Source organism: Mesorhizobium sp. LMG 17147, from assembly GCF_024297145.1.
Classification (GTDB): domain Bacteria; phylum Pseudomonadota; class Alphaproteobacteria; order Rhizobiales; family Rhizobiaceae; genus Mesorhizobium.
This window is the reverse complement of the sequence record NZ_JANCTC010000016.1, coordinates 41554-55306: the sequence shown is the minus strand read 5'-3', so window position 1 is coordinate 55306 and position 13753 is coordinate 41554. Positions and strand designations below refer to the sequence as shown.

The 13753-nt window shown below is 60.3% G+C and carries 12 protein-coding genes and 3 pseudogenes; 3 read left to right on the top strand and 12 right to left on the bottom strand.

The genetic code is table 11. The annotated features are described in order from the left end of the window. Positions 1–117 precede the first annotated feature (117 nt). The 6 genes from NMG46_RS23305 to NMG46_RS23280 all read right to left on the bottom strand — a co-directional run bounded on the left by NMG46_RS23305 (position 118) and on the right by NMG46_RS23280 (position 6934). A complete protein-coding gene (locus tag NMG46_RS23305; RefSeq protein ID WP_254819870.1) occupies positions 118–1749 on the bottom strand; it encodes an ABC transporter ATP-binding protein in 1632 nt (543 codons plus the stop codon). Then, positions 1739–2623 carry an ABC transporter permease gene (locus tag NMG46_RS23300; RefSeq protein ID WP_254819869.1) on the bottom strand — a complete coding sequence of 295 codons (885 nt, stop codon included), beginning with the start codon at positions 2621–2623 and terminating at the stop codon, positions 1739–1741. The genes NMG46_RS23305 and NMG46_RS23300 overlap by 11 nt, the downstream gene beginning before the upstream one ends. Further along, entirely contained in the window at positions 2620–3666 is a 1047-nt protein-coding gene (locus tag NMG46_RS23295; protein WP_254819868.1) for an ABC transporter permease, read from the bottom strand. Before NMG46_RS23295 ends, NMG46_RS23300 begins: the two co-directional genes overlap by 4 nt. 100 nt (positions 3667–3766) lie before the next feature. After that, on the bottom strand, positions 3767–5374 hold the full coding sequence (locus NMG46_RS23290; RefSeq protein WP_254819867.1) for an ABC transporter substrate-binding protein: 1608 nt from the start codon (positions 5372–5374) through the stop codon (positions 3767–3769). A gap of 112 nt (positions 5375–5486) precedes the next feature. Continuing rightward, entirely contained in the window at positions 5487–5840 is a 354-nt protein-coding gene (locus tag NMG46_RS23285; protein ID WP_254819866.1) for a Rieske (2Fe-2S) protein, read from the bottom strand. An 11-nt stretch (positions 5841–5851) separates the two neighbouring features. Next, a complete protein-coding gene (locus tag NMG46_RS23280; protein ID WP_254819865.1) occupies positions 5852–6934 on the bottom strand; it encodes an amidohydrolase family protein in 1083 nt (360 codons plus the stop codon). A 133-nt stretch (positions 6935–7067) separates the two neighbouring features. Here NMG46_RS23280 and NMG46_RS23275 point away from each other — a divergent pair. The 3 genes and pseudogenes from NMG46_RS23275 to NMG46_RS23265 form a co-directional block, all read left to right on the top strand. Continuing rightward, a pseudogene (locus NMG46_RS23275) lies at positions 7068–7217 on the top strand (LysR family transcriptional regulator); the annotation flags it as partial. Positions 7218–7452: 235 nt separating this feature from the next. Continuing rightward, positions 7453–7695 (top strand): type II toxin-antitoxin system Phd/YefM family antitoxin, encoded by a 243-nt coding sequence (locus NMG46_RS23270; RefSeq protein WP_254819864.1) that lies wholly within the window; start codon positions 7453–7455, stop codon positions 7693–7695. Beyond that, positions 7676–8131 (top strand): type II toxin-antitoxin system VapC family toxin, encoded by a 456-nt coding sequence (locus NMG46_RS23265; protein WP_254819863.1) that lies wholly within the window; start codon positions 7676–7678, stop codon positions 8129–8131. Before NMG46_RS23270 ends, NMG46_RS23265 begins: the two co-directional genes overlap by 20 nt. A gap of 699 nt (positions 8132–8830) precedes the next feature. Here NMG46_RS23265 and NMG46_RS23260 read toward each other — a convergent pair. The 6 genes and pseudogenes from NMG46_RS23260 to NMG46_RS23235 all read right to left on the bottom strand — a co-directional run bounded on the left by NMG46_RS23260 (position 8831) and on the right by NMG46_RS23235 (position 13747). Continuing rightward, positions 8831–9231, bottom strand: a pseudogene (locus tag NMG46_RS23260) (VapC toxin family PIN domain ribonuclease). After that, the gene (locus tag NMG46_RS23255) at positions 9228–9455 is read right to left on the bottom strand and encodes a CopG family transcriptional regulator (RefSeq protein WP_254819862.1); all 228 of its coding nucleotides are present in this window, start codon (positions 9453–9455) and stop codon (positions 9228–9230) included. Before NMG46_RS23255 ends, NMG46_RS23260 begins: the two are co-directional and overlap by 4 nt. Positions 9456–9784: 329 nt before the next feature. Further along, positions 9785–10810 (bottom strand): annotated as a pseudogene (locus tag NMG46_RS23250) (zinc-binding alcohol dehydrogenase family protein). Positions 10811–10904: 94 nt separating this feature from the next. Then, on the bottom strand, positions 10905–11819 hold the full coding sequence (locus tag NMG46_RS23245; protein WP_254819861.1) for a sugar ABC transporter substrate-binding protein: 915 nt from the start codon (positions 11817–11819) through the stop codon (positions 10905–10907). 93 nt (positions 11820–11912) lie between these two features. After that, entirely contained in the window at positions 11913–12698 is a 786-nt protein-coding gene (locus NMG46_RS23240; RefSeq protein ID WP_254819860.1) for an ATP-binding cassette domain-containing protein, read from the bottom strand. Further along, entirely contained in the window at positions 12695–13747 is a 1053-nt protein-coding gene (locus NMG46_RS23235; protein ID WP_254819859.1) for an ABC transporter permease, read from the bottom strand. The genes NMG46_RS23240 and NMG46_RS23235 overlap by 4 nt, the downstream gene beginning before the upstream one ends. Positions 13748–13753 lie beyond the last annotated feature (6 nt).

Sequence of the window (13753 nt, the reverse complement as noted above, 5' to 3'; positions counted from 1 at the left end):
GAGTGACGGCAAAGGGTCGCTATCCTCGTATGGACGGGCGACGCTGCATCGCCGAGCGCCGACAGCGAGGCTGTAAACCGTGCCGACATGGAAGACACGCGACGCACTGTCCGACTATCACATCCTCCGGCTGGCCAGCAGCCTTGTGAGCCAGTCCGGATCCATTTCCGGCACGGAGGATAAAAGCCGCTCGGTATAGGGGGCATGCGGCGGCGTGAGAATTTCGCTCTTTAATCCCTGCTCAACGACTTTGCCCTGGTGCATGACCACAATTTCGTCGGCGATCGCTCGCACGATGGCAATGTCGTGGGTGATGAAAATGTAGCTCATGCCGAGCTCGCGCTGAAGCCGCATTAAGAGCTTCAGGATTTCCTCCTGCACAATCTGGTCGAGCGCGGACGTGATTTCGTCGCAGATGATGAGCTCCGGATCGGCGGCCAACGCCCGGGCGATACAAACGCGCTGCTTCTGGCCCCCCGATAATTCGGCCGGCAGACGGTCAAGGTAAGTTTCGCTCATCTCGACCATGTGCATGAGTTCGCCGATCCGCCGATCCCGCTGCGCACCCTTGAGGCCGAGGTAGAATTCAAGCGGACGAGCTATGACTTCTTCGACCGTCTGGCGCGGATTTAGCGCGTTGTCGGGCATTTGATAAATCATCTGTATGCGGCGCAGGATCTCTTTTGGGCGCGTTTTCAGGGCCTTGGAAAGGGCCTGGCCGGCAAAGGAAATCGACCCTGAAAGCGGCGGTAGCAGGCCGGTTACGACGCGAGCGAGTGTCGATTTCCCGGAACCGGACTCGCCGACCACAGCCACTGTTCTTCCACGTGGAACTTTGATTGAGACATTCTGGAGCACCTTGACCGTCCGCGCGTAAGCCGCGGTGACGTTGTCTATCGTAAGCAGATATTCATCGGCCGGAACTTCGGGCTTGGCGAGCTTGCGCACGGCCCAGAGCGTTTTGGTATATTCCTGGCTGGGCGAAGCGAGCATCTGGCGCGTTTCTGCCTCCTCCACGGTAAGTCCATGGCGCAAAACCATGATTCGGTCCGCCATTTGCGCCACCACCGCCAGATCATGCGTCACATAGATTGCAGCGGTGTTGAATTCCTCCACGATGTTGCGGATGGAGGCGAGAACTTCGACCTGTGTCGTCACATCGAGCGCCGTCGTTGGCTCGTCGAAGACGATGAGGTCCGGACGACAGGCCATCGCCATCGCGGTCATTGCTCGTTGCAACTGTCCGCCGGCAACCTGATGAGGATAGCGAAAGCCGATGGTCTCCGGGTCTGGAAGCTGAAGACGCCGATAAAGATCGACGGCACTCCGGTTCGCTTTCTCTCGGCTGGCAATCCCATGCGCTACCACTGTTTCGACAGTCTGGTCGAGGAGCCGGTGGGCCGGATTGAAAGAGGCCGCGGCGCTTTGCGCGACATAGGCGATACGGGAGCCTCTGAGACGCCGCCGCCCTGTTTCGCTGAGTGCCAGAAGATCGATCCCGTCGAACAGGATCGAGCCCCGTGTAATACGGCAGCCCGGCTTGGCGTAACCCATCGCCGCGAGGCCAATGGTGGATTTGCCGGCGCCTGACTCGCCGATCAGGCCAAGAACCTCCCCCCGTTTCAGCGCCAGATCGACCCCGCGGACAATGGGATGCCACCGCTCGTCCGAGAAACCCTCCACATGCAGATTGCGGATCTGAAGCAGATCCTTGCCTTTTTCGCGCGAGGCGGGACCGCTACCTTTCATCCCGCAACCCGCTTGTTGCGTGCAGGAACCAGTCGACCACGAAATTGACGGAGACCGTGAGGAGGGCGATGGCGCCGGCCGGCAGCAGCGGCGTGACATCGCCGTAGGTGATCAGGGTCGCATTCTCGCGCACCATCGATCCCCAATCGGCAGTCGGCGGCTGAATACCGACGCCCAGAAAGGACAACGCCGCGATCGTGAGGAATACGAAGCAAAATCGCAGGCCGAACTCCGCTACCAGCGGCGGCATGACATTGGGAAGGATTTCCTTGGCGACGATCCACTTCGGGCCTTCGCCGCGCAATCGGGCCACCTCGACATATTCCATCACCGCCACGTTAAGCCCGACGGCGCGTGCGAGCCGAAAGACGCGGGTGGAATCGAGCAGCGCAATAATGATTATCAGGCTGGTGATCGACGAGCCGAAGATCGAGAGCAGTACCAGGGCGAAGATCAGGCTTGGGATCGACATCAACACGTCCACCGCACGCGACAGTATCTGGTCGAGCCATCCCCTGTACAATGCCGCGAGAAGGCCGAGCGAGACGCCGACTGCGAAGGAGAGCAATGTGGTCGCAACCGCGATACCGATGGTGTTGCGAGCTCCATAGATCAAGCGCGTGAGCATATCGCGGCCGAGCTGGTCGGTTCCCAGTTTGAACTGCTGGCTCCACGGTGCGAAGGCTTCGCTGAAGACCTGCGTTTCGCCGTATGGGGCGATCCAGTGCGCGAAGACCGCAACGATGACATAGCCTAGGATCACGAGGAGGCCGAACCAGGCACTGAAGGGTGCTTTCTTCAGCGCCGTTTTGGCCCGGGTGGCGCGCGAGCGCCTCAGCCTGGGAACCTGAGCGATGGGTTCGTAGCTGGTCATCGTGGATGCAAGAGCCTTGGATTGGTGGCGATGGAAATGACATCGGCAGTCAGATTGAGGAGGATGTAGGTCGCCGCGAAAATAAGGGCGCAGGCCTGGACAACCGGAACATCCCTGGATTTCACCGCATCAACCATCAGCTGACCGATGCCGGGATAGACGAACACCACTTCGACCACGACTACTCCGACAACGAGATAAGCAAGATTGAACGCCACCACCGTGACGATCGGCGCCCATGCGTTGGGCAAGGCGTGCCTGAGTACAATAGCCATGGGCGACATTCCCTTGAGCCGCGCCATATCAATATAGGGACTTGCCAGCATGTTGATGATCGCCGCTCGTGTCATTCTCATCATGTGCGCCACGATCACGAGCGTAAGAGTGATCGCCGGCAAGGCCACTCTCCAGACATGCTCCCAGAACGGCGTCTGGTCATTCACATTCGACAAGGTCGGGAACTTGGGAACTGCGTTGAGTATCCAGTTCAGTGACAGTGCGAGCCAGTGCGGTAGGGATTGTGCGAACTCGGATCCGATGAACGTGTCGCGCGAGATGACGAGATAGGCAAGCATATAGGCGACGAAAAACTCCGGGAACGAAATGGTTGTCAGCGTCACTGCGTTCACCAGCCGGTCGAACCAGCCATTGCGGTAGAGCGCAGCGAGAATGCCCAGCCCCAGGGCCAGCGGAACTGCTATGAGCGCGGTCATCGACGCAAGGAACATCGTATTGTAGAGGCGTGGCGCGATGATCTCGGCGACGGTGCGCCGATATCCAGTGCGGCTCGCGAACGAAGAGCCGAAATCACCGTGGAGCATCTGCCCGACCCAGACGAAGTAGCGCTCGACGGGCGGACGGTCGATACCAATTTCTCGCTGGAAGGCGGCGACCGTTTCGGGTGTCGCGGATTGCCCGAGCATCGCCCTGGCGAAGTCGCCCGGCAGCATTGCAATCGCAGAGAAGATAATGATGGACACGATGAACAGCGTGACCAGGCCGAGGCCAAGGCGCTGCAGAACCGTTCTTGCGACGGGGTTCATTTACACGCGTTTCCCGTTGCCGCCGCTGCCCTGCCCCACCCGGCAGGGCACGCCGAGACGAACCGAACCCTCGCAACCATCGCGCGTCCGGCCCGCACTCTCACGCAGTGGCGATCCACCAGCGTTCGGCCATTTTCAGTCCATCGTTCTCCCAGTTCGGCGCCACCTCACCATGTGCGAGCTTGCTGGATTTGGCGCTGACGAAATTGTTGAAGACCAGCACAATGCTGCCGCCATCATCATGGGTCAGTTGCTGCATCTCGGCATACATTGCCGCACGCTTGGCCTCGTCCGTCTCGGCGCGCCCCTGGACAAGCAACTCGTTGAAGCGGGGATTTTTCCAGAACGACTCGTTCCAGCTGGAGTCTGCGGCGAAGGCTTGCGTGAACATCCAGTCGGCCGTCGCGCGACCGCTCCAATAGGAAGCGCACCAAGGTTTCTTGAGCCAGACATTGTCCCAATAGGCGTCCTCGGCCTCACGCACGACGTTTACGTCGATGCCGCACTGGGCGGCCGTCTCGCGGATGAGCGCGGCCGCGTCCACAGCGCCCGCAAAAGCGGCATCGGCGACCGAGAGGTCCACCTTCAGTTTTTCCATCCCGGCCTTTTTCAGATAATGCTTGGCTTTTTCCGGATCGAAACTGTGCTGCGGCTGCGGATTCGTAGCGAATTTGATCGCCGGCGCGATCGGGTTGTCGTTGGCCACGGTGGCGTGGCCGAGAAAGATCTTATCGACGATCTCCTGACGATTGATCGCCCATTTCAAAGCCATTCGGACGTCCGGATTGTCAAACGGCGCCATCGTGACATTCATCGGCAAAGTATAGTGGCCATAGCCGGTGACCTCGACGATCTCCACCTTTGGGTTGCGTTTCAACATGCCGAGGGTCTTGAGGTCGGCGCGGCCAATATAGTCCACCTCCCCCGTCGATAGCGCGGCCATGCGAGCGGCGAGATCGGTGATGGCGATGAACTCCACCTCGTCGAGATAGGGCTTGCCGTTCTTGAAGTAGTTTGGATTGCGCTTGAGCTTGGCCGAAACGCCGGGCTGGAAATTTTCAAGCACGAAAGCACCGGTGCGAACGCCCGATCCCCAGTCCGCCTTGCCGTCCTTTGCCGGCATGATGACCAGATGGTAGTCACTCATGATGTAGGGGAAATCGGCGTTGCCGCTCTTCAGCGTGAACAAAACCGTTTCCGGGCCATCCGCCTTGATGCTGGCGACGGGCTCAAGCAGCGGCTTCGCCGCCGATTTGGTTTCGTCGCCCATATGATAGCGCAGCGAAGTCACGACGTCGTCCGCCGTCACATTCTTGCCGTTGTGGAAGGTTGCGCCCTTGCGCAGCTTGAAGACCCAGGTTTTGGCGCCATCGGACGATTCAAAGCTCTCGGCCAGGTCCGGCTGGACATTGCCTTTTGCGTCGACCTCGGTGAGGCTGTTGGACATCGAGCCCGAGAACGCGGTTTGTGTGAATGTGTCCAGGTAGCCGGCCGGATCGATCGAATCCGTCGTTGCGCCATGTGCCATGCCGAGCTTCGCAAAGCCGCCCTGCAGCGGTTCGGCCCGGGCCGTGCTGACGAAGAGCTTGTCGGCAGCGGTGAGCGTCAGCCCCGCGGCGAGCCCAAGATGAATGAAGTCGCGACGGGAAATCTTGCCGCGACCAATCAGGCTTTGAGCGATACCAAGCTTGTATTCAGATTCTGACATTTGACTCTCCCATTGCGGAATTCCCCGCGTTATTGTTCGTCAAGCACCCGTGAAGAAATCTGCTCGTTATCTTCGATCACTTTTTATTCTACTCTTCGAATCCGGACCTCGATCAGGCCGTCACATAGATGCTGCCCGCCTCGACGGTTACTGGAAATGTGCGCGCGCGAACGGACGGATCGACCAAGGCCGCGCCTGATTTGATGTCGAATTCCCAGCCATGCCAAGCGCAGCGCACAATCTCGTTTTCGCGGTGATAGATGAATTGCGCCTCTTCGACCGGTGCAGTTGTTCCGCATTGCGGCCCCTCGCAAAGCGGAGCGCCGCGGTGCGGACAAACGTTCAGCAGCGCATGGAATGAGTCTCCGACGCGAAAAACGCCGACCGAAAGGCTGCGTATCTTGGCGATGAAGGGAGATCCGGTTTCGATCTCATCGACACGGCAGATGTATGTCTTCTCGGGCATCGTCAGATTCCTCAGGCGGCGTTCGCCGCTTGCGCGCAGGGAATGCGCTTGTAGACCTCCAGCGCATTCAGCCCCATGATCTTGCTCTTCCAGGCGGGAGGGATTTGCAGCGTGTTGGCGTCGTCGTAATCCCAATGCGGATAGTCGGAGGCAAACATCAGCGTGTTTTCCCCGTCCATCGCCTCGAGAGTGGACCAGAGATGCTGAATGTTTGCGGGCTGCTCCAGCGGCTGCGTCGAAAAGCGGATGTTGCGCCGGCAATATTCCGACGGCAGCATCTTCAGCCATGGCGTCTCTTTGCGTAGGGCTTTGTAATCGGCGTCAAGGCGCCACAGTACCGATGGCACCCAGGCGACGCCGCACTCGATGACGACGAAGTAGAGGTCCGGCCATTTTTCAAAAACGCCATGCGCAATCATGCTTGCGACATGTGAAATCGCGGACATGTGCAGGATGGCGTGCGTCTCCCAGAAGAACGTCGTCGGGGCCGGAGCAATCGCAGTCGAATTCACGCCGCCATGGCCGCCCAGATGTATGGCAAAGGGCAGCCCCACTTCGGCACAGGCTTCATAGATCGGATGGTAAAAAGGATCGCCATAGGGCTTGACGGAGCCTTGCGAAGCGAGAACCTGAACCATGCGCGGATGATTGCCCAGGCGGCGTATCTCGGCGGCCGCGAGCTTCGGATCCTGTGGCGCGATGATGATCGAGCCCATGAAGCGGTCGTCCTTCGGCAGCCACTGGTCGATCTGGTAATCATTATAGGCGCTGACGAGGGCGCTGGCATAATAGGGATTAGCGAGGGTGGAAGCCTCGATCGGCTCATCGCCGGTCAGGATCGCTACATCGACCTTGTACTTGTCGAGGTGCTTTTCCTTCATGATGAGATAGTTGTCGGCTTCCGTTTTCGGACGGACGTCCTTGCGGGAGAAGTCCTGCGGATGAAACCAGGGACGATGGCCATGCGGGAAGGCGCCAACGGGACCTGTCTTCTCGCCTTCGACGAACATGTCCTTCCATAGGCCGGAAAGGTAAGGCTCCAATACGGTCGCGCTTGACCAGTAATTGTGACAATCGCAGTCGACTATGAACACGTTGCTCAGCTCCGTAGCTTCAGCCTGGTCGATCTGCCGGCCGATTTCACCGAGTGCAGCTTCCGCCTTGAGTATTGTTTGATCAAGCTTATGATCCTGCGCAATATGATCGACTTTTTCGATCGGAGGTCACGTGCAGCTAGATCACATCGAAACCTTTCTCGACATCATCGAGTCGCGAAACTTCAACCGGACCGCCGATCGGTTGGGATTGACGCAGTCGACCATCAGCACCCGCATCAAGAATCTGGAGAGCGCAATCGGGTCCGAGCTCTTTCAGCGCACGATCAGAAGCCCCGTTCCACCAGAACGAACAATTTCGCCTTGTTGAGAGAGGGCCCGCCTTGCGGCATGCGAGGGGTCGCCAATGTCCAGGCCTAGTGACTTGACCAAGCCTTGACCAAGTGTCAGCATTGCGCCTATTGTCGTGTACAGCGATTGTCGGGCAACCCACACTTAAGCTCAACGGCAATGAACACGGCTAGCAACGAGGGCCCCGACGCGTACAAGGACAGGAAATGCCCATCACGGTGAAAGTTGGCGAGGCCAAGACGCATCTCTCGGAACTACTTTCAAGGGTCGAAGCAGGCGAGGAGGTGATTATTTCGCGCGGCAACGATCCCATCGCTAAACTGTCGCGGATTCAACGGCGCAACGATGTCGAAACCGTGATCGAAGAGATCAGCGCTGCCCGCGCCCGCGCCAAGCCCGTGACGCAGGACGAAATTCGGGCCTGGCGCGATGAAGGGCGCCGCGCTTGATGGCGATCATCGTCTGATGCCTTTCGTTGTCGACCTTTCCATGGCGGCTGCCTGGATTCTTCCTGATGAAGACAGCGAGGCGGCGGCCGCCCTGATGCGACAATTGCCGGGAACAACGGCGCCTGTCCCTTCCCTGTTCTGGCACGAGGCGCGGAACGTCGTACTGATTGCCGAGCGGCGTGGCCGCATCGCGGCGGGCGAAGCTGCCACCACCATGGCACGGCTGCGCCGATTGCCGCTGGAGGATGCGGGCGGCGGGTCGGACGGCGCGGTGCTGACGCTAGCGGCTTCGCACGGGCTCAGCGCCTATGACGCCGCCTATCTTGCGCTGGCAATCGAAACCGAGTTGCCGCTGGCCACCCTCGATCGCAAGCTCGCACTTGCCGCGCGCCGCCAGGGAGTCCGAATTCTCGGGCCGCTCGCGAATGGAAACTGACCTCTTCGCTCGACCACCTGCCTATATTGTTCGACGTGCCGAAGCCTTCGACCCTCTCGATTCCGAGCTGCCCTTGGACGCCGCGATTTTCTCGCCGAACTTTGACCGACAACGACCTGGCAACCTGCGCATCTGGCCAGGAAGGCATTTTGTGCCCAGAGGGGCCTGCCCCGCCGGTCGGCCGGCAACACGGAAAATCCTGTTTGCGCAAAAAGGGCACAAGGGGCCTTGGCATTCGATAACGCGCCGATATGCGGAAGGGTGGCTGCAATGCTGGGGGCCAGATTTTCCTGGCATGCCGCCTCATCCCTTCGACGAAGCCGGCGTGGTATAGCGGACCCATTGAACCATCGCCGACAAGGCAGCCGCGCGTCAGACACAAGCCGTGTCGGGACGATCCACACGTATCCAACTGTCGGCGAGCGCAGCATCGAAACGGCGGGCGCCGGAAAAGCGGCCGAAACAGAAAGAACCGCGAGCCGGCCAACTGAGGCGATCTTGGATCGTGACCGCCGTGTAGAATCCGAGCCGGGCTTTCTGGAGCCCAGGAAACAAGCGCTTTCGATGAGAGGCGGTATATCGAGACAATCGAGCCTTCGAGCAACGGTCGCGCGTTTGCGCCTGAGCGCAACGGTCTGATTGTGCTGCGCGGCTACGCCTATCTCGAACTGCGGGAACAGACCAAAGAGCCCGGGCGGTCTATCTTGTGGGAATCAGGTGCAGTGCGGACTTCCCGCCCTTCACGGCCGCCAGTGACGGCTTGCGGTCAAAGCTCCCAAGATGGCCGCCACGCACCTTGTTGAGCGCAAGAAGATGCGTATCGGTGACCTGTGCCGAGGTTAGGATTTTCGCTGCATCGATGTCGCCGGAGGCCAGAAGCTGTGCCCATTCAAGGTCCGCAACTTGGTAACGATTTGCCCCACGACGGCGGGCGAGCCCGCAGAATTGGGATATCTAAGGTTGGACGCCGTTTTCGGTGATGGGACATGTAGCCCATGCGGAGTTACCAGTGTCTTCGAACCAGCCATGCGCGTTGTCGTGGGCGACGTGGCCAGGATCGATCAACGCGACCAGCACGTGACATCGAGCAGAAACGTCACGGCAGTTCGTCTCGCAAGGCGTTGACCGTCTCAAGCGTGACAGGAGGTGCATCCGGCCGAGGCAACAGAAGGGGGATCCCGTTGCGCTCGCCGCGGGCTCGATGCCGGCGCAGCGAACGCCGGGCGAGATCGGTGATGACCTCGCCGAGGCTGCGATCCTGGTGCCGGGCGATAGCCTTGGCCGCGATCAGGACATCGTCATCGATCGCCAGTGTGGTTCTCATGTTGCCCTTCTTGGTGCGCATCAACATCACGCATCATATTGAATAGAGACATCGGATGCTCAAGCGGTGCGAATCGTGGACTTTGCGTGAAACAGGTTTGTGCCGGAAGGATCGTCGTTCCACGGCTTAAGCCTTTATATGCGACGAGAACTGCGGCCGCTGCAACCAGTGAAACGCCAAGCCAGTTCCGCAGGGACTATTGTTCTCTGAGGAAAATCACGCCGAATATCGTGTCAGGCGCGACGTTTAGCCTGGCGTCGCCGAGCAACTCCCCCTCACACAATGCAGCACCAGGGCTGCGATTGCATATCCTGACAGTGTCGCTGAAGTCAGCCAGATCCTGCTACGTCGATGACGGCCTTGATGAGACCGGACTTCTGCTGCGCCCAGATCGCAATATCGCGTGGACTGTCGCGCAGGGTGGTGCGGTGGGTGACGAGCTGGTCAATTGGTATCTTTCCAGCGCGGATCGAGGCAATGACGTGCTGGAAATCCCCGCGTGTCGCGTTGCGACTGCCGATCAGCATCATTTCCCGTTTGTGGAACTCTGGATCTGAGAAGGTTATGTCGTCCGGCACAACACTGACCATCACCATGACGCCGCCGTGGGCAACATAGGCAAAAGCAGACTGCATCGAACGGCTGTTCCCCGTTGCGTCGAAGACGACGTCGAAACCTACTCCCGCAATTCGCTCGGCTATCGTTTCGATGATCGATCCCCTTCGACCCGTCGATCACCAGGAAGCCCAATTGCCTTGCGGCAAAGGCCAGCCGCTCGGCATCGACGTCCATGACCGTCACGTTGAGTTGCGCTATGCGCGCAAAGAGCGCGATGCCGAGGCCAATCGGCCCGGCGCCGATAACCAGGGTGCGATTGCCCGGCCCCGCCATGGATCTGCGGACCGCGTGAGCACCAATGGCCAGAAACTCGACCGTGGCAGCCTCGACCGGTGACAGGCCGGCCGCTGGAATCAAGTTCTGCGCCGGCACGAGAATCTGCTCACTCATGGCACCGTCACGGTGCACGCCAAGCACTCGATCGACATGCAGCAGTTCGGCTTGCCCTGGTGGCAGGCGGCACAATTTCTGCAGGCAAGATAGGGATTGACGAGGATTTGCTCTCCGACCGACAGGTCCACAGGTGCGTTGATTGCGGCGATCGTTCCCGAAACCTCATGGCCCATGACGCGCGGATAGGCGAGATAAGGATGCCTGCCTTCGAAGATGTGGTAGTCGGTTCCGCATATCCCGACAAAGGCGACATCGACCGGTGCCCAGCCTTCGGGCGGAGTGCCTGGTGCCTGCTGCTCCTCAAACACCAGCCTGCCCGGCTCAGCGCATCGCACGACTGTGATGGTGGGGTCCATGACTGCAGTTCACGCCTTTGCTAAGCCGGAGTCTGGCAACAGGAAGTGGTCCGGCGGTGCAATCCGCCGGACCACTGGTGGATCACTCGAAGTCCTTGACGTTCTGCAGCGTCACCAGTCCGGCGCCGGTATCCACATTGGCCTCGACGGATTCGCCACGGATGGCCTTGACGACAGTGTCGATGCCAAGCTCACCCATTTTCGCGGGAAATTGAGCTACGCTGGCGTCCTCCGCTCCCGACTTGATCGCTTCGATCTCACCGCAGCAGGCGTCGAAGCCGACCACTATGAGGTTGTCATTGGCAATGCCGGCATTGCTGATCGACTTGACGGCGCCAGGGATCGGCGGGCCGCAGGCCGAGTAGATCGCCTTGAGATCGGGATTGGCGGTCAGGATGTCTTCGGTCACTGACGTACCAAGTTCCAGCGTGCAGTTGGTTGCACCCTTGCCGACGACATCGACTTTGACGTCGCCCAATCCCTCCATCATGCCCGTGACCCGGTCATCCAGAGCCGGCACGCCGGGAACGCCTTGCAAGATACCGATCTTGTCACCGCTCTTGAGCACTGTCTTGAGATACTCTCCGGCGATCTTGCCGCCGTTGAGGTTATTGGTCGAGACTAATGCCGTCTGGCCTTTCCAGTTAGGGATGCTGTTGTCGACGAGAACCACCTTGATGCCGGCGGACACCGCCTTGTCGAGCGCCGGCGCGACCGTCGGGTCGACCGGCGTGATTGCAAGCCCCTTGACGCCTTGCGTGATCATGGATTCGATCAGAGCGATCTGGCCTTCAATGTCGGTAGCCGCCTGGCCCTGCCCTGTGACCAGTTCGATCTCCGGATGAGCGGCCGCGTATTTCTTGGCGGCGTCCTCCATGGTCGAGTAGAACGGCACCGGGAATTTCGTAATCAGGCCGGCCTTGATCTTGTCTGCGGCCGAAGCCGGCACGGAAAGCGCAATCGCGATCGCCAGCCCTGCGAACAGTTTTCGGTTCATTGGCATTTTGTTCCTCCCTTGGATTGAGACGCCTCCCGGCGGGAGACGCTTCAGGCATTTGCGGACCGGAAAGGTCCCCAAATTTCGAACGGGTCAGGCTCCAACGATCATGGAAATCAATTCCTGTTTGTTGCCCTTGGTCGGCACCAGTTCGCCGACTTTGCGGCCCTGGCGAAGTACCACCGCGCGATCGGCGAGCTCGACGACGTGTTCCATGTTGTAAGTGATCAGGATGACGGCATTGCCCTGGTCGCGGAGCGCAGCGACCAAATTGAGCACCTGGCGTGATTCACGCAGGCCGAGGGCGGCGGTCGGCTCATCCAGAATGACAACCTTGCGGGCGAACACGGTCGAGCGGGCCACGGCGATCGCTTGCCTTTGACCGCCAGACATCATGGCGACGACGGCATCCAGCCGCGGCAACGTAACCTTCAGATTTGCCAGCAGAGCGCGGGTCTCGTCGTCCATCCGGCGCTGCTGCAGAAACCGCAGGCCGCGCGGAAGCCATTGCGGGCCAGCCAGCTCGCGGCCGGCGAAGAAGTTCTGCCCCGGTGTCAGATTGTCGAACAGCGCCAGATCCTGGTAGACGGTCTCGATGCCGGCGAAGCGCGCATCCGCAGGGGAGCGTATCTGCGTTGGCGCGCCGTCCAACAGGATCGCGCCGGCATCGAGTTGGTGCACCCCGCTGATGCATTTGGTCAGCGTCGACTTACCCGCGCCATTGTCGCCGAGCAGGCCGACGATCTCGCCGCGCCGCACCTCGATGCTGACATCGTCCAGGGCGAGCACCGAACCGAAACGCTTGGTAGCACCGCGTGCCGCCAAAACGGCATGGTCGGAGGCGGCGGCGTGATCGACTTTGGCCGCAACGGCGCTCACGACTGCCTCCCGGCTTGCAGGACACGCACACGCCCTTCGAGATAATTGCGCAGCACGTCGGCCTCGACCGCGATCACGATGACCACGCCGATGACGATGAGCTGGAAAAAGACGTTGACGTTGAGCAGGTTGAGCGCGTTGCGAATGACGCCGATCATGATGGCGCCGATCAGGGCATGGCCGAGGTGGCCGCGACCGCCAAGAAAGCTGGCGCCGCCAATGATCACCGCCGCAATCGTGTCCAGTTCGAGCAGATTGCCGAACAGCGGCGAACCCGCGTCGGTACGGCCGGCAAGTATGACGGATCCGATGCCGGCGCACAGTCCTGAGATCACATAGACCGAAACCAGCACCCAGGACACGGGAATGCCCATGCGCAGCGCGGCGTCGGGCCGGCCGCCGACGGCATAAATCCAGCGCCCCCAGACCATGGTTTTGGCCATGATGAAAAGGACCGCGGTAACGCCTGCAACCACGAAAACCGATCCAGGCAGGCCCCAAACCGCCTCGCGGCCAAGCGCATCGATCGAATCCGGCATGCCAGGGATGGCGCGGCCATCGGCCAGTTGCAGGGCCAGCCCCTTGGCGATGCTCAATGTTGCCAGCGTGATGATGAAGGGATGCGGCAGTCGGCCGAAGACGTAGAACAGCCCGTTGACGGCGCCGACCGCGCCACCGCAGCCAACCATCACCGCGATCACAACGAAGGCAGGAGCGCCGGCATGAAAGCTCAGCGCGCCGACGACGGAAGCCAGTGCAAGGTTCGAACCGACGGAGAGATCGATGCCGCGTGTCAGGATGACCAGATGCTGACCCATGGCGACAACCGAGATGACGGCGGTCTGGGCTAGGATGTTGCCGAGATTGCGACCTGTCAGGAAATAGGGCGACAGAAAGCTGAGGACGGCGATCAGCAACACGAGGATGACCACCGGACCAGCGCTCAGCAGCATCAGGCCGAGCGCAAGGCCGGGAACGGCTTCTGACTTCCTGGATGCTGGCAACGCGGCCTCGCCGACAGTCGTGCCGGTGTTTCCCGTTTCAGGCAAATTTCC